Here is a 22,542-nt window from a genome sequence, read left to right on the forward strand (position 1 = left end):
CTGTTTATCGCGCACATATTTATGAGTCTGGATACCGAAACCGCGGCAGCGACCGAGCCCCACGCCAGCGGCGTGACCAACGTCCCGGCCGGCACCTTCATCGACGCTCAGGTCCATCCCGGCGAGGGCGAGCTGGTATATTGGCCCGAGCAGAACGCCTTTCTGGCACTGTACCCATTCGAGTTCCGCGAACTGCACGTCCAGGCCGACGAGCACAGCAAGAAGATCGCCGCGTTGCAGGCCGCCAACCAGAAGGTGAGCGAAGCGGCGCTGGTGCTGCGCGAGGCGCAAAAAGCCAATGTCGCCGCCGACATGAAAAAGGCGGAAGACGCGTTGAACCAGGCCCTTAACGAGATGCAACAGGCCAGTGACGACGTCAAGAAAAAGCTGGAGCCGCTCGACAAGCTCGATGCCAAGGGCGGCAACAAGATGATCGAGCTGGTGTCGTTGCGCACGCCCAGGTACAAGTCCAAGGACAAGGGCGTACCGATTTATGTCACCAGCGACAAGATCAAAAAGGTGCTGGCGGACAAACGTCTGTATCTGGTCTCGGGCGAAAAAGCCAAGCGCGAAAAGGACAAGGTGTTCAAAGGCGGCAAGCTGAATACGGAAGAAATCAAGCATCGCATCGCCGAGAAAGCGCAGTCCAAGAATTTCAAGAAGGAGTGGAAGCTCAAGCCGGACGATGCCGATGCCTACACCGGCGTGCTGACGGAATGGGCACGCACCATGAATGGCGACATCGCCAAGTTCATCGAACGCGAAACCGACGACCTGCAAAAGAAATTCAACCACAATCCCAAGGACGAACACCGCAACATCGACCTGTCGGCCGAGGCGCAGCTGATGCGCTACACCGGCGGTGCCGGCCTGGCGGTCAACTTCAAACCGTTCCAGGGCAACCTGTTCGACAAGCGCGACCGCAACTGGCCGAGCCGGTTAAAACGCGGCCTCAAATCGGCCGAATTCGGTCTCAAGGCGAATGCCAACGCCGCCTTTGCGGTGGCCGAGGGCCGCATTCATACCGAGGTCTACTGGCCGCACTACGCCGGCTACCACGCCACCGCGCCGCTGGCCGGCGAAACGGTGGAGTTCGGCTACTGGCGGCTGTACGGCGAAATCATCCTGTCAGGCAGCGTGGGCGCCAGCGTCGCGGTGGAACTGGGGGTGGAGGTCAGCGTCACCGGCGGCAAGCAAGGCATACGAGGCATCCCGGCCAAAAACAAGAACAAGAGCGGCGCCAAGGCGCGCGTCGGCGCCGACGGCGAGATCGACGCGTTTGCCGGCGCCCGCGCCGGCCTCGACGCCAAGGGCGCGTTGCAATGGCTGAACCCGGAAGGCGCGGAGAGCAACGGCAAGCCGCTCAAGGTCAAGCCGGGCAAGGCGATTGCCGAATACAAGGACATGGCCAAGGTCGATGCCGGCGTGGCCGGCACGGCCGGCGCCGGCATCCGCGGCGCCTTCGCCATCAAGCACGAGAACGGCAAATTCGTCATCTACGCCAAGCTCGGCGCCTGCCTGGGCCTGGGCGGCGAGGGCTCGATCAAGTTCGAAGCCGGCACCGACACCATCGGCGAATTCTTCAAGTGCGTGGCGTATCACCTGAAGCGGATTGATTATCACAAGCTGGGGGATGCGATCAGCCAGGAGGCATACACGGCTTACTGTCAGGTTAAATATATTATTATTTCTACCGGCAAAGACATCAAGGAGTATGCAAACAAACAGATCGATAGGTTGGAAGCGGAATTCGATAACGTGATGAACGAAATAAACGATGCCATTGAATCAGGGTCTTCCAAAGCGCTGGAGTTTCTGCATCGTGTTCGTACTGAACTCGATAAAACTACCGGCAGCTGGCTAAGTTACGCACCACCTGAAGTGCTGGGACAACTAGGCCGACAAATTGCTGCCGTGTCGATGAGCAGTAATCCGGCCCTGCGCGACCAGGCCCCGGCCTTGATGGCCTCGTTGCTCAGCGCACCACAAACCATCAATCATTTGGACACTGTGGCTGAGCGGATGACGGCATCGTTGGGCGACAAACAGGACAAGTCTGCCGGGTACGCGATGATCGCTGCTTGCCTCGAAAACACGCCGTACGCAGGAGATTTGCAAGATGCGCAAGTCCGTCTGGCCAACGTTACCACACCCATGTTGAGTCAACCATTCATCTGGAATAGCGAGCCTGAATTTGTTTATGCAACGATGGGCGTGGAAAACGCCATGTATGCGATGGCTTGAATTCAGAGCGGCTTATCCGTTTTTACGACGCACCTGAAGGCGCTATCCCGGGAGCTAGAATATTTCGTGTAGGGGATCTGCTTTTTTGAAAAAGTTGGCGCCCCGCTGTAGGCAGTCCAGGAACCTACCTGGCCGTCATCTTTGCCGGCCCAACGTTGAAATGTCATGGCACTGGTATCGCTGCCCAGGAAGCCCCTGACCACGTGCTCGCTGCCTTGCGAAGGGCCGGTAGGATTTAGCTCTGGTGACGTCTCGTAATAACGTTCTCCATACCAATCAAGTACCCATTCTCTTACCAGCATCCCCATGTAGTGAATTCCGGCGGGATTAGGCGGATAACTATCAATAGCAACCAGTCCGCCGTGGCTTTGTCTGTCGGCGAACGATGGCACATTTCTTCCGGCTTCAAAGCGTCCATTATTGGTGGCATACAGGTGGCGTTTGCCGCCACTTCTGGCAGCATATTCCCATTGCGCTTCGGTTGGTAAGTCCATTTTAAGATTTGCTTGCTGGCCCAGCCATGCACAATAATCCTTGGCTCCTTGCCAAGTGACGCCCGCCGGATAATCTGGTTTGCGATATTTTTGCGCTATTTTTTCCTGGTTGATCCGAGGTAAGCGCACCGCGGCAGTGAACAAATCAAACTGTTTGTATGTAACCGGGAATTTCGAAATGGCAAACGCATCAAGCTGTACCTTATGCAATGGTTTTGAGTTCGTTGCACTATCAAAAGCCAATCCGCCCGGATTCACCTCCGGCCCCCAGTCACCCATGTCAAATGCACCCTTGGTAAAAAAAATCATGTTTTCCCGGGATGACGCTACCAACTCTTGAATAGAGGCGGAGCTTGGGGGCGGGTCTTGCCAATTTCCGTCAGGCAGGAGTTCGGGCTCAGTTCCCGCATGCGCAAACTGAGCAAGAGTGATGAGCAATATTGCAGAGATTGGGACGGGACGCATAGGCACGATGGAAAAATAAGATGCACACAATTATGTCATCGAAAACGATTCCCGGCTTTACTGTTGGGGTGATTGATGCCCTCTACCTGCTGAGTTCAACGCTTGACGATATGACGACAGCACCCGGGGCGACAGGTTAGCTAGCGATTCAGCACGCAGCAAAACGTGGCGTCGGCGGGACCGGAATATTTTGCAGGGAAAACCTCCTCGCCCCCATGTCCATGGCTTTCTCCCGAAGGGCTTCTGACACCATGTGGGGCGCCATCATCCCGCACCCAACGTTTGATGCTCATCGCGGACGTATCACTGCCAAAATAACCCCGGAGGACGTGCAAGTTGCCCGTCTTGGGTCCCTTGGGTTGCTGCTGCGGTGAGGTCGAATAATATTTCGCATCGTACCAATCATTCACCCATTCCCGAATACCCGCGCGAAGATCGTAGATCCCCGCCGGGTTTGGAGGATAACTGCCGACATCAATCAGCCACCCGCCTTATCCAACTGAGCAAACGTGGGGGTATTTTCTCCAGGGCGGGATTCGCCATTATTGGTTGGATACAGATGGCGCTTGCCCCCGCTTCGCGCCGCGTATTCCATTGCGCTTCCGTCGGCAAGTCGTAAGGTAAGCCTGACTGTTTGGCCAACCATGCGCAATAATCTTTTGCCGCTTGCCAGCTGACGCCAGCGGGCCGACGCGGTTTGCGATAAATCTTTGCCTCCTCGTCCTGATTGGCGGATGGCGCGCTTGTCGAAAGGACGCGAGGTACGCCGCAAGGTGGAGTCGTCAGTCTTTTGCTGGCCAATCTGTTTCTGCACTACGCATTTGACAGCTGGGTAAGCAAATCAACGTGTGGATGTTTGATTATGGCATCGATTATTTACGGCGGTTTTCCTGCTGGCGTGCCGCCGAATCGCCGCCGGTCGGGGCGGTTCGGCGGAGCGCGGGTTAATTCAGCGTCAGCGCCAGGCTGCCGGGGTTGTAGGCCGGCGTGACGTTGCTGAAGCCATCGACCATGATGGTGCTGAATTTACCCTTCAGGCTGCCCGCCGTGATCACGGTCAGCACATCGCCGGCCTTCGGTTTGTAGCCGTTGGCGAACTTCACCCGCAGCGTGCCGCCGGCGATGGTAGCAGTGGTGCCCACGGTCAGCGTGCCCTGGCTGCCGGCACTGGCGCCGGCGACGTCCAGTTCCAGCGTGGTGCCGCCGCTCAGCTGGGTGTACTGGCCGGCCAGGCGCAGCGCGGCCGGGGCGTTGGCCACCAGCGTGCCGCCGCTGTTGTAGACGTCGCCGGTGCCGAAGGCCGCCACCGAATCGCCCTGCAAGGTGCCGGCCGTCAGCTCGGTGCCGCCGCTCCAGGTGTTGGCGCCGGCCAGCTTCAGCGTACCCGTGCCTTGCTTGATCAGCTTGCCGCTGCCGCCGATGTCGTTGCGCCAGCGGTCGGCCGCGTTGAAGCCGCCCTTGCTGGCGTCCATGCTGATGGTGACGTTGCCGTTGAAGGCGCCGTAACCATCGGCCGCCGCGAACAGGTTCATGCGGCCCCAGCCTTCCGCATCGTCCAGCACCGGATAGCCCGCCGGCAGCGCGGTGGTCTTCAGCACCACGCGGCGCTGGGCCTCGCTCAGGTAGGGCAGACGGGTTTCCAGCAGCACTTCCGCGCCTTTCGGCACCGGCGCCGCGACGGTGGTGGCGCCGACCGGCGCAAAGCCGAACGTCAGGCGGCGCAGGTAGTTGGCCTTGTTGGTGGCGTAGCTGGCGAAGCGGTCGTTGGCGGCGGTGCCCGATTGCGCATAGCTGGCGAAGGTGTCGGCGCTGGTGCCGGTGGCCGCCATCAGCGCGGCATGCGCCTGCGTCACGGCGGCGGCCTTCTTGGCCGCGTTGGCGCTGTCGGCCAGGTTGGCGGCGGCGCTGGCGGTGCCCAGGATGCGGCCGCCAATCACGTCCAGCGGCGAGTGCATGCCGGCGATGATGCGCATCTCGCCCAGCTCCAGGCCGCGGCTCAGCATTTCCTGATAGCGCTCCGGCACGGCGTAGGCCATGGCGATGGCGTCGCGCACCGCTTCGGCCGAGTGGCCGCTGGGGAAGCCGCCGTCGGTGGCGGGCGTGGGGCTTTTGGCCGGCACCAGCGACGGCAGCACTTGCACGCTGCCGCTCCAGCGGTACGGACGCGCATACTTGTAGAAGCGCTTGGCCGGTTCGGTGGAGGCATTGTTGCCGACCAGGTTGACCAGGTCGACCACGCTGCCGAAGCTGGCGTTGGCGCTGCCGCCGACGCCGGTGTTGTTGCCGCTGTCGTTGTACAGCACGGTGGTGGCGTCGGCCGCGACGCTGGTGATGCTGGTGGTCTGCTGGGCGGCGGCGCGCCAGGCGGCGGTCAGCGGGCCCATGCCGTCGCTGACGCTGTAGCCCTTGCCGCGGCGGTCGTCCAGGTAGGCTTGTACTGCCTGCTCGGCGGTGCGGTTGGCGGTGGCGTTCACCACGTAGGCGATGTTGGCCTGGTGCACGGCGGCGTTGACGATGGCGCCGTCCGGCGTGCCATCGCCGGGCACGCCGCTCCAGGTCGAGGCGACCACGGCCGGGAAGCCGTCCAGCGCCGGCGCGGTGACGCCGGCATCGACGATTTCCGTCAGCGGTTTCCAGACGCTGAGGAAGCCGCCAAGCACGCGCACGCCGGCATTGGTGGCCAGGGTGGCGTAGCGGGCGTCGCCGCGCTGGTTGGTGGCGACGGTGTCGACAAAGGCGGTGGTGGCCGGTACGGCGACCGTTTCCGCCGCGCCCTGGTCGGCCGGGGCGGCCGGAATCACCAGTGGAGCGTCGGTGTCGGAACCGCCGCAGGCGCTGAGGGCGACGGCGATGCTGAGGGCCAGGAGGAGGGGACGCGCTGCGAGCTGTTGCATGGTGGGGAATCCGTGGTCAGTTGGAAAAAGGCCACAGCGTAGCTAGCAGTTATGACGCGCCGGTGACACGCTATCGCTGGCACCGCTTCCATCTAAAAAAGTTATCCCAGAGTGGAAAAATCGTAGGCGTGCCGTGATTTGCAACTTCAAGTTGTTTCAGTATCTCCTAAGTCTAATGTTATTTGGCGTACATAAATGGCTATAGTGAAATTTTCACAGGAGGCCGCATGATCAAGCTACAAATCAATGGCAAGCAGCGCGAGTTCGACGTGCCGGATGACATGCCCTTGCTCTGGGTGCTGCGCGACGAGGCGCGCATGATGGGCACCAAGTTCGGCTGCGGCATGGCGCTGTGCGGCGCCTGCACCGTGCATGTCGATGGCGAGGCCACGCGTTCCTGCGTGCTGCCGGTATCGGCGGTCGCCGGCAAGAAGATCACCACCATCGAGGGCATAGGCGCGACGCCGGCCGGCCAGGCGACGCAGCAAGCCTGGCTGAAGGCGGAGGTGGTGCAGTGCGGTTACTGTCAATCCGGACAGATCATGTCGGCAGCGGCGCTGCTGGCGAAAAACCATCAACCCAGCGACGCCGATATCGATGACGCCATGTCGGGCAACATCTGCCGCTGCGGCACCTACAGCCGGATCCGCGAAGCGATCAAGGATGCGGCCAATTCGACCCTGTTGAAAAAAGGAGCCTGAGATGAACACCCCGTACGCACCGGGCGCCGTGACGCGCCGCGGCTTCCTGAAAGTGGCCGCCGCCGCCGGCGGCGCGTTGATGGTCGGCTTCTGGCCGGCCGAGGGCGAAGCCGCCGGCTCCGCGGAGCTGAATGCCTTCATCGCCATCGCGCCGGACGGCACCGTGACGCTGACCAATCCCAAGGCGGAAATGGGGCAGGGCGTCTACACCTCGCTGCCGCAGCTGATCGCCGAGGAACTCGAGATCGACATGAACCAGATCGTGGTGCGCCATTCGCCGCCCGACGCCAAGTTGTATGGCGCGCCCTTCGGCGACCAGTTCACGGGCGGCTCGCTGACCATCCGCAGCCTGTATGAGCCGATGCGTCAGACCGGCGCCGCCGCGCGCATGGTGCTGATCCAGGCCGCCGCCGACCAGTGGAAGGTGTCGCCCGACAGCTGCCACGCCGAGCATGGTGAAGTGGTGCACAGCAGCGGCAAGCGCCTCAAGTACGGCCAACTGGTGGGCGCGGCCAGCAAACTGAAGGCGCCGGAAAAGGTGGTGCTCAAGGATCCGAAGGATTTCAAGATCGTCGGCAAACCGGTCAAGCGCCTGGACGCCAAGGGCAAGACCGACGGCACCGCGCAATTCGGCATCGATGCGCAGGTGAAGGGCATGAAGTTCGCCGCCGTGACGGTCAGCCCGGTGGTGGGCGGCAAGCTGAAATCGGTGGACGACAGCAAGGCGCGCAAACTGCGCGGCGTGCGCCAGGTGGTCAAGCTGGATAACGCGGTGGCGGTGGTCGCCGATAACTACTGGTACGCCAAGCAGGGCCTGGCCGCGCTGGACATCCAGTGGGACGAGGGCCAGTACGCCAAACTGGGCACCGACGACGTGCGCAAGCTGATGGTGGCGGCGCTGCAAAAGCCGGGCAAGGTGGCCCGCAACGACGGCGACGCCTTGAAGACGCTGGCCGCCGACAACAAGCGCATCGAGGCGATCTACATCAACCCCATGCTGGCGCACGCCACCATGGAGCCGATGAACGCCACCGTCCACGTCAAGCCGGATGGCACGGCGGAGATCTGGACCGGCACCCAGGTGCCGGCGCGTGCGCGCGATGACGCGGCCAAGGTGCTGGGCCTGGCGCCGGAAAAGGTCACGCTGCATAACCACCTGGTGGGCGGCGGCTTTGGCCGCCGGCTGTACACCGACTATGTGACGCAGGCGGCGGCCGTCGCCAGGCAGGTCAAGGCGCCGGTCAAGGTGGTGTGGAGCCGCGAGCAGGATATCCAGCACGGCCTGTTCCGCGGCCTGTATGCGCATTCGGTGTCGGCCACGCTGGGTGCGGACGGCAAGCCGGTGGCGTTCTCGCACAAGATCGCCGGCCCATCCAACCTGGCGGCGTTCGCGCCGGGCTGGTTGAAGGATGGCCTGGATATCGACAACGTCGAGGGCTCGGATATCTTCTCCTACGATATCCCCAACTATCGCAGCGAGTACACGCAGGAGGACGGCCCTGTGCCGACGGCGTTCTGGCGCGGCGTCGGCCCGACCCGCAACATGACGGTGCTGGAAGGCTTCCTCGACGAACTGGCGCAGAAGGCCGGCAAGGAGCCGCTGGAGTATCGTCTTTCCATGCTGAGCAAGGAGCCGCGCGCGGCGAATGTGCTGAAGCTGGCGGCGCAGAACGCCGGCTGGGGTCAGCCGCTGCCGCCACGCTCGGGCCGCGGCATCGCGCTGATGCGCTCCTGGGGCACGTATCTGGCGCAGGTGGTCGAGCTGTCGGTCAGCGATGCCGGCGAGGTGACGGTCAAGCGCGTGGTGTGCGCGGTCGACTGTGGCCAGGTGGTGAACCCGGACACGGTCAAGGCGCAGATCCAGAGCGGTATCAATTACGGCATCACGGCCGGCCTGTTCGGCCTGATCACCATCAAGGATGGGCGCGTGGAGCAGAGCAATTTCCATGACTATCCGATCCTGCGCATCAACCAGGCGCCGAAGATCGATGTGGTGATCGTCGACAGCCGCGAGGCGCCGGGCGGCATCGGCGAACCCGGCACCGCCGGCCTGGGCGCCGCGCTGACCAACGCGGTGTTCGCCGCCACCGGTGTGCGGGTACGCGAGCTGCCGCTCAGGCAGGAGGACCTGAAGAAGGCTTGAGCAGGCGCTTAACGCGGCGTCAGGCGGATCGCCTGGCCGCCGCCGGGCGCCAGCTTCAGTTGCAGGACCGTGGCAGCCGTCACGGTCCGCTTCTCGATGACGATGTCGAAGCGGTGGCTGTTGCGGTAATCGGCCTGGTCGCCGTCGCGGTAGATCTCGGCGGTGTACTGCCGGCCCGGATCGAGGAAGGTCAGCGGCAGCGTCAGCGTGCGCGCCTGGCCGTCGGTGAGCGAGCCGACATACCACTCGTCCGTATGCCGGTCCTTGCGGGCGATGGTGACGTATTCTCCCAGTTCGCCATGCGGCACGCGCGTGTCGGCCCAGTCGGTCGGCACATCCTTGATGAACTTGAACGGTCCCGGATATTTTTCGTAGTTCTCGATCAGGTCCGCCGCCATCACGATCGGCGAGTAGATCGCCACGAAGCTGGCCAGTTGCCTGGCCTGCGTGGAATTGATCGGTCGTCCCTTCACCCCTTCCAGGCTGAGGATCCCGGGCGTGTAATCCATCGGACCGCTCAGCATGCGGGTGAATACCAGGTTCACTTCGTGATCGACGCTGTTGATCGGATTGCCCCAGGCGTTGTACTCCATGCCGCGCGCGCCTTCGCGTGAAATCCAGTTCGGATAGGTGCGCCGCAGGCCGGTATCCTTGACCGGTTCGTGGGTATCGATGGCCAGCTTGTAGCGTGCCGCTTCGGTCACGGCTTTCAGGTAGTGGCGCACGCCTTCCTGCGAATCGGTGTAGCCGTAGTGGGTGCCGCCGCCCGCATTGGCGAAGATCGCCTCGCCGCCGTCGGTCACATAGCCGGATTTGATGCTGTCCACGCCTTCCTTGGCATACAGCTGGTAGCCTGCGTCCATCTGCTGCTCGTAGCGCGCGACGTTGCCGCCGGTTTCGTGGTGGCCGATCAGGCGCACGCCCTTCTGCCGGGCGTAGGCGCTGAGCGCGTGCAGGTCGAAGTCGGGGTAGGACTGCGTAAAGCTGAACTGCGAGCCGCCACCCGACCAGTTGCCGTCCCAGCCCAGGTTCCAGCCTTCCACCAGCACGCCGCGGAAGCCGTTTTTTGCCGCGAAATCGATATAGCGTTTGGTGTTGGCCGTGGTGGCGCCGTGTTTCGTGCCGGAGCCCCAGGTGCTTTTCTCCAGATGCATTTCCCACCAGACGCCGACGAACTTCGACGGATGCACCCAGGAGACGTCGCCCAGCTTGTTGGGTTCATTCAGATTCAGCTCCAGATCCGACATATACAGGCCGGCCGCGTTATCGGCGATGCGCATGGTGCGCCATGGCGTGGTGAAGGCGCCGCTGCGCTCCACCGGCGCGCCGTCAGCCGATGGTGTCAAATGCGCACGCAGCTTCTGGCCTTCCACCTTGCGCAGCCACATGGAGGAGTAATCGACCAGCGCCGCCTCGTGGAAGGCGATATGTGTCCCGTCCCGGGTGCGGATGGTCATGGGCGTATTTGCCATGCCGACTTCCGCCAGCGGCGTCTTGCGGATGGCGTATTCCAGCGCGGCTTTTTCTCCCGCTTCCTGCCACCAGGCGGTGGCGGGCGGCGCGACGATGAATTCGGTCAGCTCGTCGCTGATGCGCGCGACCGGCAGTTGCGGTTGTTCCGGGAATTCATAACGGAAGCCGACGCCGTCGTCGAACACGCGGAACACCACGGACAGGTGGCGGTTGCTCATCTCCTTCTGCACCAGGTCCAGCTTCAGTTCCTGGTAGCGATTGCGCACGTAGCGGCGCTCGCCCCATGGTTGTTCCCAGGTGTCGTCGTGCGCGCTGCTGCTTTGCTTTTCCAGCGAGAAGCCCTGATCCATCTGCGGCGCGTTCGCCAGCAGGAAGCCCAGTTTCGATGGCGCGATCAGCGGCTTGCCGCGGCGCTGCACTTCGTACGTCAGGTGGCCATCGCCGGCCAGCTGCACGGTCACGTTCAGCGTCTTGTCCGGCGACGATACGGAGCCCAGCACCTGGTCCGCGAATGCGGGGCCGCCGATGGCCAGCAGCATGCAGCAGGCGGAGATCAGTCGTAGTTTCATGCGAATTTCCTTATCTGGATGCGCAACGCGCCTCGATGTAGGCGGCATGCGTCGGCATCTGTTCCACACAGGCGTTGATCACCGAGGCGATATCGCCCAGGTAGTCGGCCACTTCCCTTTCTTCCATCAGATCGGCCAGCGGGTGATGGCCGGCGGCCGGCACGCGCTGGCCATGCAGCACCTGCAGCCAGCCGACTTCGGCAAACAGCTCGTTGTCGTTGCGGACGATGCGCCCGCGCGAGCGCCACAAGTCCATCTTGGCGCGCAGCGTGTCCGGTATGTCCATGGTGCGCACGTGGTTCCAGAACGGTGTATCGTCGCGCTCCGTGGCGTGGTAGTGCAGGATCAGGAAATCGCGAATCCGCTCCACTTCGAAATCGCACTGGCGGTTGAATTCCGCGATGTCGGCCTCGCTGAAGCCGCGGTCCGGGAAGAAGGTGATCAACCGGGCGATGGTGGACTGGATCAGATGGATGCTGGTCGATTCCAGCGGCTCCAGGAATCCGGAGGACAGGCCCACCGCCACCACGTTCTTGTTCCACACCTGCTTGCGCTTGCCGGCGGTGAAGCGCAGCAGCCTGGGTTCGGCCAGCGGACGGCCGTCCAGATTCGCCATCAGGATGGCGGCCGCCTCGTCGTCGCTCATGAAGCGCGCGGCGTACACGTGGCCATTGCCGGTGCGGTGCTGCAGCCCGATGCGCCACTGCCAGCCGGCCGGCCGCGCCGTCGCCCGCGTGTACGGCTGCAGTTCGCCCGACAGCTCGCATGGCACGGCCCAGGCGCGGTCGCAGGGCAGCCAGTGCGACCAGTCCTCGAAGCCGGTATGCAGCGCCTGTTCGATCAGCAGGGCGCGGAAGCCGGAACAGTCGATGAACAGATCGCCGCTTACCAGATCGCCGTTTTCCATGCGCACCGCGTCGACGTGGCCGTCGGAGGCGCGGGTCAGGGCGTCCACCACCTTGCCCTCGATGCGGCTTACTCCGCGCGCCTCGGCATATTGGCGCAGGTAGCGCGCATATAGTCCGGCGTCGAGGTGGAAGGCGTGCACGATGTCGCCCAGCGGCGAATTGCCATGCGAGCGGTCGGCGCGCATGAATTTGCCGGCCTTGGCGGCCATGCGGTTGATCGAATAGTTTTCCAGGTCCGGCGCCTTGCCGGCCAGGTGCAGGCGCAGCCAGTACTGGTAGAACGGCAGCGTCGCCAGATCCTGGCCGAAGATGCCGAAGCCGTGCATGTAGTTGTCGCCGACGCGGCCCCAGTCTCGGAACTCGATGCCGAGCTTGAAGGTGGCGTGGGTGGCGCGCATGAATTCATCTTCGTCGATGCCCAGCACCGCGTTGAACAGCTTGATCATCGGGATGGTCGACTCGCCGACGCCGACGCTACCGATATCGTCCGATTCGATCAGGGTGATTTGAATTTTCCCTTCCAGTACCCGCGCCAGCGCGGACGCCGTCATCCAGCCGGCGGTGCCGCCGCCGACGATTACCACCTGTTTGATGTTCTCCATCTACTCCGCCTTTATCATTATTTTGTAGCTCCACGGCGCCATCTGGAAGCGGGTCTGCGCGTCGATCTGCAGCACCGCGCCAGTGCTGAAATCGCGGTAGCGGCCGAAGTGCAGATCGTCGCGGAAGCTTGCCTGCACCGGCTGCGCGCTCAGGTTGAATACGGCGAACACCTTGTCTCTGGCGTTCTGCCGCACGAAGCTGAACACCTGCTTCGGCAAGCTGTTCGGCACCTGCTCCATGGTGGCGCCCCATTCTCCATTCCACAGCGCTGTGTTTTGCTTTTTCAGTGCCAGCAGATCGTGGTACAGCGCGGTGTAGGGCGACGCCTGCCACTGTAGCGTATCGCGCTCGAAGAAGGCCAGCCGTTTTCGGTTGCCGGCTTCCTGGCCGTTGTAAATCAGCGGGATGCCTTCGCTGACGAAAGAGAACGCGATGGCCGCGTCCACCGCCGGACCGAAAATCTCGAATTCCGTGCCGTCCCAGGCGTTCTTGTCGTGATTGGTGGTGTACAGCATGCGGTAAGCCTGCTTCGGATAGAACTTCTGATTCCAGGCATAGTAGGTGTAGAGCGAGGTGGCGTCGGCCTTGCCTTCGGCGATGGCGCGCAGGGCGTCCCACCAGGTCCAGGCGTAGCTGGCGTCGAAGGCGCGCGCGTGCATGTCGCGGCTTTCCCATTCGGCCAGCAGGAAGACCGGCTTGATGGCACGCAGCTGCTGTGCCGCCTGTTCCCAGAAGTCCAGCGGCACCAGGCCGGCCGCATCGACGCGGTAGCCGTCCACGTCCGCCTCGTGCACCCAGTAGCGCAGGGCGTCCGTCATATAGCGGCGCAGGCCGGGCTGGCTGTAATCGAGGTCGATGATGTCGTCCCAGTCGTACCACGGCGTCGGATGCGGCTGGCCCTTGCGGTCCTTTTCGTACCAGTCGGGATGCGTGGCGCGCAGCACGTTGTCCCAGGAGGTGTGGTTGCCGACCCAGTCGAGGATCACATGCAGGCCCAGGCCGTGCGCGGTGGCGACGAAATGCCGCAGGTCGGCCAGCGTGCCGAATTCGGGATTCACTGCCAGGTAGTCGCGCACCGCGTAAGGGCTGCCCAGCGTGCCCTTGCGGCGCACTTCGCCGATCGGGTGGATGGGCATCAGCCACAGGATGTCGACGCCCAGCGCGCGCAGCCTTGGAAGCTCGCGTTCGGCCGCGCGCAAGGTGCCTTCGGGCGTGAACTGACGGGTATTGATCTGGTAGATGGCGGCGTTTTTGGTCCACTCGGCATGCCGGAACTGAACGTAGGGTTGTGGATCGTAGGGGCCGGCGGCGGCTACGCCGCAGGCCAGGAAAGCTGCCAGCAACAGGGTTTTGATCATCGTCGTATCAATAAAAATCCGGACTCTCCGAGAGGGGATGGAGAGTCCGGCAAAGCGAAAATGCGCTTAAAACTTGTAGCTGAGACCCGCGGTGTAGGTGCGTCCGTACTTGACCTCATTGGTGATCAGGCGTGGATCGACCGTGTACTCGCGGAACGGTTCGTTGGTCCAGTTATGCCCTTGCAGGAACAGCGAGGCGCGTTTCAGCCAGCCGCTCTGGAACTCGTACGAGGCCTGCAGATCGACGATGGTCTCACCCTTGATGAAGGTGAATTGCGAATCGCTGCGGTAGTCCAGGATCTGGCCGACGAAGTTGGAACGGCGGTGCGCCGCCCACGCCAGTTGCAGGCCGTGGTTTTCGTAATAGACGCGCAGGCTGCTGACATGCTTGGACAATCCCGGCAGGCCGATGTCGCTCACCACGCCGTTGAACACCGGCGCATTCTGCGGCGAAACGAAGCCGCTGGTCGGCAGCCTCACCGAACTGTCGGTGAACGAGTAGTTGGCGGCGATGCCGAAGCCGTCCAGCCATTTGGTCGCCAGCGCGAACGGCACGTTGAGCGCCAGCTCGTAGCCGTGCATGCCGCCACCGTTGCCGTTCTGCGGCATGGTCAGGAAACCGATGGTGGAATCCTTGTACGGGCCGGTGGCCGGCAGCGGCGTACTGGTGCTGGTGTAGTCCTTGAAGTCGAACGCCATCGGCGCATTGATGATGTAGTTGTCGAGCTTCTTGTAGAACGCCGCCACGCTCAGGTAGCCCTTCTTGCCGAAGTACTTCTCGTACGACAGGTCCAGCGAACGGGCCTCGTAGGGCTTCAGCTTCGGGTTGCCGGCGAAGCCGGTCAGCGCCGGCGCCAGCGAGGTCGAATTCTGCACCGAGAAATCGAGGCTGGCCTTCATGTTATCCAGGTTGGCGCGCGAGATCTGCTTGCCGGCGCCGACGCGCAGTTTCTGCTCGTGTCCCAGGTCGAAGGCGACGTTCAGCGACGGCAGCACATTGGTGTAGCTGGTGCCGTCCACGCGGATCTTGTACGGACAGGTATCGACCGTGATGCCGGTGCAGTTGGCCAGGTCGACCTGATTGCCGGACGCCTGCTGGCGGGTGTGCACCACCTGCAGGCCCAAGTTGCCGGTGTACGGCAGCGACCACAGGTTGCCGTCCAGGTCCGCCATCGCATACGCGGTGGAGACGCGCTCGCCCACCGTCCAGTCGCGCGCCAGCACGGTGGAATCGACCCAGCGGTTCAGCTCATAGATGGTGCCCAGCGTGCCGCTCGGATCGAAGGACGCGACCATGATGCCGGAAGCGCCGGCCATGGCCGTGTCGGTGCCGGGCATGGTGGCGCTGGCATAGCCATCGCTGCCCTTGACCGACAGGCGGCCTTCCTGGCCGGTACGCGACTTGTCGCGCTTGGTGTAATTGACGCCGAAGTGGACGTCGGCCAGCGGTCCCCAGTCCAGCGCGCGGTGCGCGGTCAGGCGCACGGCGTTGACGGTGTCGTCGATGTTGGGCAGCGCCACGTAGCCGGCCTGCGGCGAGTTGGGCCCACCGCCCCAGCCGTCGACGTCGGTCAGCACGGCCACGCCGCGGTCGGCGTAGTTCAGGCTCGGCGTGTACTTCACTTCCGAGAAGTTGCTGCCGTTGAAGCCGGTGTACGAGATCGATCCCAGCCGACCGGCCGGGGTGTTGCCAGGCTGGCCGGCGGTGGTTTCGTAGTTGGAGATATTCTTGACGCCGTGCGAGTGCGACAGGTCGGCCTCCACGCGCCAGTTGTCGTCCAGCTTCAGCTCGTTGTTCCAGCCGAAGGAGGCCAGCCGGTCCTCGTTCGAGTACAGGTGATTGCGCACGTCGGCCTTGTAGTTGCTGATGGTGCCGCTGGTGGCCACGCCGTTCACCACCACCGCGTTGCTCAGCACGCCATTCGGATCGTAGACGCCGGTACTGCCCGCCACCGCACCTTCGATGCCGGTCTTCTTGGTCGATTCGTCGCCGCGCGAATAGAACATGTCCACGGTCGAACGGAACTTCTGGTTGGGCTTGTACTGCAGTGTGAGCGAGGCGCCGTCGCGGTCGGCCTTGCGGCGCGAGGTCTCGGCCAGGAAGCCGCTGGGCGCCTTGGCGGTGCCGCCGTTATAGTCCATGTCGGTGGTGCCGCCGCCCCAGCTGTCGAATTTCAGTTCGCCGCCGTTGTCCTGCTTGAGCGTGGTCAGGCCCAGCGAGATGCCGATGGTGCGGTTGGCGAACTGGTCGACGTAACTGAAGGTCTTGCGGTAGCCGGCGCCGACTTCCGCGCCGGAGCCGAAGCCGATGCGCTCCTTGCGCACCGAGGCCGCCATCACGCGCGAGCCGAAGTCCAGCGGACGCAGGGTGCGCAGGTCGATGGTGGACGCCAGGCCCTGGCCCATCAGGCTGGCGTCGGGCGTCTTGTAGACCAGGATGGAACCGGTCAGCTCGGACGGGAACAGGTCGAACTCGGGGCTGCGCGCGTCGCTGGTGGAAGCCTGTTCGCGGCCGTTCAGCAGCGAGCCGTTGAAGCTCGGCGACAGGCCGCGCACGCTGACGTCGGTGGCCTTGCCGTTGGTCTTGTTGCGCTGGGTGGTCACGCCGCTCAGGCGCGAGATCGACTCGGCGACCGTGGTGTCGGGCAGCTTGCCGATGTCTTCCGCCGATACCGCTTCGACGATGGACGAGGCATTCTTTTTCATCGAGATGGCTTCCTCGATACCGCGGCGGATGCCGGACACGGTCACCACCTTCATCTCCGGTTCGGCCTGGGCGCTGTCGTCGGTGCTGGCGGTTTGCTGTGCATGCGCCGTGCCCAGCATCAGCAGCGCGCAGGCGGCCGCCAGTGGACTGAGCCGGAACGCTGTGGTCCTGGTCTTCATAGGTCTCCTTAAAATTATTGTGTTGGCGAGTGCATGTTGTAGCAGCGCTAAAACCTTAGCAATCGCAACCGACAGCGAAAATAAAGACATTCTGAAGATTGGCAAGCCAAGTATCTGATTTTTCGTCAAATCCGGATTCGGCCCGCATTGTCGTGTTTTGTTCACGCGCACCGTAATTCGACTACAAAGCGCGCTACACTTTCTGCATGAAAATTTTTATGATTGAGGATGACCTGGGTGTCGGCCGCGCGCTGCTGTCGGTGTTCCAGGACGAGGGCCACCAGGTGGTGTGGGTGCGCATGGCCGAGGGCGCTTTGGCGCGATTGCAGGCCGAACCGTTCGACGCGGTGCTGCTCGATCTCGGCCTGCCCGATGGCGACGGCAACCTGCTGCTGCGCGAACTGCGCGCGCAGGGTGTGGGCCTGCCGGTGCTGATCATGACCGCGCGCGACAGCCTGGAAGACCGTCTTAACGGCTTCAACACCGGCGCCGACGATTACCTGATCAAGCCGTTCGAGATTCCCGAACTGCTGGCGCGGCTGCGCGCCATCGTGCGGCGCGTGAACGGCCAGCATGAAGGCGCCGAATCGCTGTGGACGTCCGGCGAGCTGGTGCTGGACGAGGGCCGTCGGCTGGTCACGCGCGCCGGCGCGCCGGTGGCCTTGTCGCGCACCGAGTTTGCATTGCTGCTGACCTTGATGAAGGAATCGGGCCGGGTGCTCACGCGCGCCGAACTGGAGCAGGGCGTGCTGCCGCACAGCGAGGGGCAGACGCTGGACGTGCACATTTCCAACCTGCGCAAGAAGATCGGCGAGCGCGTGATCCGCACCGTGCGCGGCGTCGGCTACATGGTGCAGCGGGCCAATGGCTAAGCCGTCGTCGCTGTTCCGTCGCCTGCTGCTGGGCTTTACCGGCGTGATCGCGCTGGTGGCGCTGGCCGGTTTCACCTACGTGGCGATCGAGGCCAAGATCACGCAGGGCGCGCGCACCGCCTCCGAGAACGCGGCGCACACGCGCGAACTGCTGCTGCACCTGGCCGAGATTGCCGACGATCCGGCGCGCATGCGGCGCGCGGTGGAGCGGCTGGAGGCGGTGCGGCACGAGATGTTCCGCGAGCTCGACTATCACTCGCGCGTGCGGGTGCGGGTCTGGAAGGATGGCGCGCTGCTGTATAACTCGCTGCCGCAATTGCCGGCCGAGCTGCCGGCGCCGGGCAGCGCGGCGGCGCGCCGCACCAACGGCTGGGCGCAGACCGTGGTGCGCGACGATGCGCGCGGCCTGGTGGTGGAGCGCAGCCACGAGGTGGACGATGAATGGATGCTGAGTTTTTCCGGCGTCAGCTTTTTGCTGTCGTCCACCATCTTCAGCCTGCCGCTGCTGCTGGTGCCGGCCTGGCTGATCGTCGGTATCGGCCTGCGGCCATTGCGTTCGATCGCCGAGCAGATCGAAGCGCGCGCGGTGTCCGACCTGACCGCGCTGCCGCACACCAAGTACCGTGAGCTGTCGCCGCTGGTGGACGCGATCAACCGCCTGATGGCGCGCCTGAGCCAGCGCATCGAGCGCGAGCATGAATTCCTCACCGACGCCGCGCACGAGCTGAAGACGCCGCTGGCGGCGATCCAGATCAACGCCCATCTGCTGCTCAGCCGCAGCGTCGCCGACAACCCGCAGCGCAGCGCCGAAGCGGGCCAGGGCCTGCGCGACGGTGTGGCGCGCGCGACGCACATGGTGCACCAGCTGCTGGCCTACGAACGCGCGCGCGCCGAACCGGACGATCAGCCGCTGCCGCAGACCGATCTATGCGGCTTCGTGCGCAACCGGCTGGCCGCGGCGGCGCCGCTGGCGGTCCAGCGCGGCATCGACCTCGAATTCCAGGCCGAGGCGGACTGCAGCATGGCGATCCACGTCGAAAGCATGGCCGCGCTGCTGGACAACCTGATCAGCAACGCCGTCAAATATTCGCCGGAGAACGGCCGCATCGCGGTACGGCTGGAGGAAGAAGCGGAGCGTTACCGCCTGACCATTGCCGATCAGGGGCCGGGCATCGCGCCCGAGCTGCGGGAAAAAGTGTTCGAACGGTTTTACCGCGTGCCGGGGCAGGAACAGTCGGGCAGCGGGCTGGGGCTGGCGATCGCCGAACGGGCCGCCGAACGCAACGGCGGCCGCATCACGCTGGACGGTGACGGCCGGGGGCTGACCGTCACCGTCACGTTTATTCCTGCGGGGTCAGCGCCAGGGCGGAGCTGAAGTCGCCCATCGGCCTGGAACCGCTGGCCACCAGCGCCTTGTCGCGGGTGTTCAGACCGTCCAGCACCGGCAGGTTGAAGCGGTGGGTGATGGCGCGCAGGATGGAGGCCGAGTCATACTGCGTGTGGTCCACCGTGCCCTTCTTCACGTACGGCGAAACGATAATGGCCGGCACGCGGGTGCCCGGACCCCAGCGGTCGCCCTTCGGCGGCGCGGCGTGGTCGTAGAAACCGCCGTTTTCATCGTAGGTCACGATCACCAGCATGTTCTTCCACTGCGGGCTTTTCTTCAGCTGGGCGATCACGTCGGCGATGTGGGCGTCGCCGTCGGCCACCGACGCGTAGCCGGCGTGCTGGTTCAGGTTGCCCTGTGGCTTGTAGAAGGCCACCGGCGGCAGCGTGCCGTTGGCGACGTCGGCCACGAACTGGGTGGCGTAATCCTTGAGGTGGGCCGCGCGGTTGGCCTTGCCGGCGTCGGTGCCCGGGTCCATGTTGGCGAAGTAGTTGAACGGCTGGTGGTGGAACTGGAAGTTGGGCGGGTTGGCAAACGCCGCGCGGTTGGCCGAGGTGGCGTTGGCGACGGTATCGTTCCAGGCGCCGGCGTACCAGGCCCAGTTGACGTTCTTGGCCGACAGCAGGTCGCCGATGTTTTTCTGCGTCTGCGGCGGCAGGGTGGTGGCCTTGCCGGCGTCGGCGTACAGGTGGGTGCTGTCGCTGGCGGCCGGCGCGTTCGAGCTCGGCTGATACGCCGGCTGCATGGTGTTCACCGCGTAGAACATGCCGGTCGAGTCGGCCGGGGTCAGGGTGCTGTCGTTGGCATAGGACATTGCGCCGTTCAGCACGCTGGTGGGGGCGGTGGTCGATGGCGTCAGGCGCACGAAGTTGCCGTTGGCGTCGACGTCGATCTTGGAGATCGAACCGGCGGCCACCGACTTGTCGGCGTTCGGGTATTGCGGCGCGCAGGCGCAGATCAGGTACTGGTGGGTCAGGAAGGAGCCGCCGAAGGCGCCGATGAACAGGTTGTCGGCCAGCGCATACTGTTTGGCGATGTCCCACATCTTCATCTTGCTGCCGTCGTAATAGCCCATCGACAGGCCGCCGGCGTCCGAGTACAGGGCGAACTTGTCGTTCTTGCCGCCGTTGATCTGCATCTGGTTGTTGTAGAAGCGGTGCACCAGGTCGCGCGTGATGATGTTCTGCGGCAGCGCGATCGGGCTGTTGACGTCATCCAGCTGGAACGGCTTGTTCGGCAGGTTGGCCGATTGCGCCTGGGTGATCACCAGGCTCTGACCGGCCGCGGTCATGCCGCCCCAGGTCGGCGGCAGCACCGGCAGGGTGCTGTTGTCGAGATCCTTCTGCGCCACGTAACCGCCGGTCGAGGTGGGGTTCACGCCGGGCACGCCGTTGGCGCCAGGGAACAGGCCGTACAGGTTGTCGAAGCCGCGGTTTTCCGCGTAGATCACGACGATGTTCTTGATGTTGGCCAGCGCGGCGCCGGCCGCGATGGTGGCGGCCTGATCGGATGCGGCGCTTTGCGCGGCGGCGGTGCCGATGATGCCGGTCATGACGTCGGCTTCGGCCTTCAGCTTGGCCTGGTCGTCGCCGGAGACCTTGCTGACGTCGGCCACCAGGTTGGCTTCCGACACGCCCAGGCGGGTCGCCAGCTGGCTGCTGGCCTTGGCGAAGTCGCCGCCGTTGGCGTCCATCAGGGCGGCCAGCTCGGTGGTGATGGCGCTGACGAAGCCGGTATGGCCGTTCGGTGCGCGGAATACCAGTTTCTGCGTGACCTTGGTGCCGGCGTCGCCGACCGCGTCGTGGCGGATGGCGTCGGTGCCGATGGTCACCAGCACCGGGCCGGAACTGGCGTTGGTGATCTTGTAGCTGCCATCGGCACCGGTGCGCACGGTGCCCGAGTTGCTGTCGCAGGTCAGCTTGGCGCTGGTGCTTTCCAGGCAGACCACGGCGTTTTCATAATAGCTGCCCACCACCTGGCCGGTGAGGGTCGGGACGCTGTCGGACGAGCTGCCGCAAGCGATCAGGCCGGCGCCGATGCCGGCCGTTGCCAACAGCATCGGCAACGGGCGCAGCGCCATTTTCAGTTTGGATTTCATCTTCGTGCCTTGAGGGTGGGTGTTGAAAGCGGCTCATGCTATTCAGCAAATATTTCAGGACGATGAAATGCGGCAAGGGCAAAAGTATCGTTTTGTATCATTTTTCGGCTGTCATGTAGCGGTCATGTCATTTTGGTAGGCTGGCTGCATGAAAAAGATTTATGCAGCCCCGATCGCCCTCCTGGCGCTGATATTGAGCGCCTGCCATTCCGAGACCACGCCGCCGGCCGCCAAAGCCGCGCCCGCCAATGATGCGCCGCAGGCCGCGTATGCGCCGATGCGGGGCCGCCAGCCCAGCGTGCCCGAACTGACCGCGCTGGGCCGCGCCATGTTCAACGAACCGTCGCTGTCGGCGTCGGGACGCAACGCCTGCGCCTCCTGCCACAACCCGGCCAACGCCTACGGCCCGGACAACCGGCTGGCCGCGCAGCTGGGCGGCGCCGACGGCAAGACCGAGGGCACGCGCGCGGCGCCGTCGCTGCGCTACATGCAGAACGTGCCGACCTTCAGCGAGCACTTCCACGAAGACGATGACGACGACAGCGTCGATGCCGGCCCCACCGGCGGCCACAACTGGGACGGCCGCGTGCAGACCGCGCACGAGCAGGCGCTGGGACCGCTGCTGTCGCCGCGCGAGATGGGCAACAAGGACGAGGCCGCGGTGCTGGCCAGGCTGAAGGCCGGTCCGCTGGCGGCGCAATTCCGCCAGGTGTTCGGCGCCGACATCTTCGACCGGCCGAATGCCGCGCTGAAGGGGGCGCTGATGGCGCTGGAAGTGTTTCAGGAAAGTCCGGCCGATTTTTATCCGTACAACAGCAAATATGACGCGTACCTGCGCAAGCAGACCGCGCTGAGCGCGCAGGAACTGCGCGGCCTGAACCTGTTCAATGACGAAACGCGGGGCAATTGCGCGTCCTGCCATGTCAGCCGCATCGCGCCCAGCGGCGCCTTCCCGCAGTTCACCGATTACGGCCTGATCAACATCGGCGTGCCGCGCAACCGCAAGCTGGCGGCGAATGCCGACCCGGCGTACTACGACCTTGGCCTGTGCGGACCGGAGCGGACCGACCTCAAGGACCACAAGGAATACTGCGGCAGCTTCAAGACGCCGTCGCTGCGCAACGTCGCCCTGCGCAAGGTGTATTTCCACAACGGCAGCTTCACGCGGCTGGAAGACGTGGTGCGTTTCTATGCCACGCGCGACACCGCGCCGCAGAAATGGTACGCGGGCGGCCGCAAATTCGACGACCTGCCTGCCGGCCTGGAGGGCAACGTCAACATGGAAGCGCCGTTCGGCGGCAAGCCCGGCGGCAAGCCGGCCCTGAGCGAGCGCGACATCGCCGACATCGTCGCCTTCCTGCACACCCTGACCGACGGCTACGCCGTCAAATAAATCCGGGGTCAGTTCTGCCAATCGCACACGGGCTCTACCGTAAGCGGCCGCTTA

At 64.0% G+C, this 22,542-nt stretch carries 15 protein-coding genes; 6 read left to right on the forward strand and 9 right to left on the reverse strand.

Translation table 11 applies throughout. The features are described from left to right. The first annotated feature begins 21 nt into the window (after positions 1-21). A complete protein-coding gene (locus E4L98_RS05045; RefSeq protein WP_135200481.1) occupies positions 22-2,244 on the forward strand; it encodes a hypothetical protein in 2,223 nt (740 codons plus the stop codon). Positions 2,245-2,246: 2 nt separating this feature from the next. Here E4L98_RS05045 and E4L98_RS05050 read toward each other — a convergent pair whose 3' ends face one another. From E4L98_RS05050 to E4L98_RS05070, 4 genes are all read right to left on the reverse strand, one after another. Beyond that, a complete protein-coding gene (locus E4L98_RS05050; protein WP_167761280.1) occupies positions 2,247-3,047 on the reverse strand; it encodes a formylglycine-generating enzyme family protein in 801 nt (266 codons plus the stop codon). 296 nt (positions 3,048-3,343) lie between these two features. Beyond that, entirely contained in the window at positions 3,344-3,685 is a 342-nt protein-coding gene (locus E4L98_RS31255) for a formylglycine-generating enzyme family protein (protein WP_135200493.1), read from the reverse strand. Beyond that, on the reverse strand, positions 3,678-4,004 hold the full coding sequence (locus E4L98_RS31260; RefSeq protein WP_205746663.1) for an SUMF1/EgtB/PvdO family nonheme iron enzyme: 327 nt from the start codon (positions 4,002-4,004) through the stop codon (positions 3,678-3,680). The genes E4L98_RS31255 and E4L98_RS31260 overlap by 8 nt, the downstream gene beginning before the upstream one ends. Positions 4,005-4,147: 143 nt before the next feature. Next, on the reverse strand, positions 4,148-6,097 hold the full coding sequence (locus E4L98_RS05070; RefSeq protein ID WP_135200483.1) for a phosphatase PAP2 family protein: 1,950 nt from the start codon (positions 6,095-6,097) through the stop codon (positions 4,148-4,150). A 227-nt stretch (positions 6,098-6,324) separates the two neighbouring features. On the opposite strand from E4L98_RS05070, the gene E4L98_RS05075 reads away from it, so the two are divergent. Continuing rightward, complete coding sequence (locus tag E4L98_RS05075) at positions 6,325-6,798, forward strand: (2Fe-2S)-binding protein (protein WP_135200484.1); 474 nt, start codon at positions 6,325-6,327, stop codon at positions 6,796-6,798. Between the two features lies 1 nt (position 6,799). After that, entirely contained in the window at positions 6,800-8,941 is a 2,142-nt protein-coding gene (locus E4L98_RS05080) for a xanthine dehydrogenase family protein molybdopterin-binding subunit (RefSeq protein WP_135200485.1), read from the forward strand. 8 nt (positions 8,942-8,949) lie between these two features. On the opposite strand, the gene E4L98_RS05085 is transcribed toward E4L98_RS05080, so the two are convergent. The 4 genes from E4L98_RS05085 to E4L98_RS05100 form a co-directional block, all read right to left on the reverse strand. Next, on the reverse strand, positions 8,950-10,983 hold the full coding sequence (locus tag E4L98_RS05085; RefSeq protein ID WP_135200486.1) for a glycoside hydrolase family 97 protein: 2,034 nt from the start codon (positions 10,981-10,983) through the stop codon (positions 8,950-8,952). A 10-nt stretch (positions 10,984-10,993) separates the two neighbouring features. Continuing rightward, positions 10,994-12,493 carry a tryptophan halogenase family protein gene (locus tag E4L98_RS05090; protein ID WP_135200487.1) on the reverse strand — a complete coding sequence of 500 codons (1,500 nt, stop codon included), beginning with the start codon at positions 12,491-12,493 and terminating at the stop codon, positions 10,994-10,996. Further along, the gene (locus tag E4L98_RS05095) at positions 12,494-13,852 is read right to left on the reverse strand and encodes an alpha-amylase family glycosyl hydrolase (RefSeq protein ID WP_135200488.1); all 1,359 of its coding nucleotides are present in this window, start codon (positions 13,850-13,852) and stop codon (positions 12,494-12,496) included. Positions 13,853-13,918: 66 nt separating this feature from the next. Further along, complete coding sequence (locus tag E4L98_RS05100) at positions 13,919-16,738, reverse strand: TonB-dependent receptor (protein WP_135200489.1); 2,820 nt, start codon at positions 16,736-16,738, stop codon at positions 13,919-13,921. A gap of 206 nt (positions 16,739-16,944) precedes the next feature. On the opposite strand from E4L98_RS05100, the gene E4L98_RS05105 reads away from it, so the two are divergent. Then, positions 16,945-17,610, forward strand: coding sequence for a response regulator (locus E4L98_RS05105; protein ID WP_135200490.1), 666 nt, complete (start codon positions 16,945-16,947; stop codon positions 17,608-17,610). Beyond that, a complete protein-coding gene (locus E4L98_RS05110; RefSeq protein WP_135200491.1) occupies positions 17,603-18,985 on the forward strand; it encodes a sensor histidine kinase in 1,383 nt (460 codons plus the stop codon). Before E4L98_RS05105 ends, E4L98_RS05110 begins: the two co-directional genes overlap by 8 nt. Here E4L98_RS05110 and acpA read toward each other — a convergent pair. Further along, a complete protein-coding gene (acpA, locus tag E4L98_RS05115) occupies positions 18,951-21,095 on the reverse strand; it encodes an acid phosphatase (protein ID WP_229257255.1) in 2,145 nt (714 codons plus the stop codon). The two genes, E4L98_RS05110 and acpA, sit on opposite strands and share 35 nt — an antisense overlap. A gap of 148 nt (positions 21,096-21,243) precedes the next feature. Here acpA and E4L98_RS05120 point away from each other — a divergent pair, with 148 nt between their 5' ends. After that, on the forward strand, positions 21,244-22,488 hold the full coding sequence (locus tag E4L98_RS05120; RefSeq protein ID WP_135200492.1) for a cytochrome-c peroxidase: 1,245 nt from the start codon (positions 21,244-21,246) through the stop codon (positions 22,486-22,488). Positions 22,489-22,542: the final 54 nt, after the last annotated feature.

The sequence above is a fragment of the Duganella callida genome (assembly GCF_004614165.1).
GTDB lineage: Bacteria > Pseudomonadota > Gammaproteobacteria > Burkholderiales > Burkholderiaceae_D > Rugamonas > Rugamonas callida.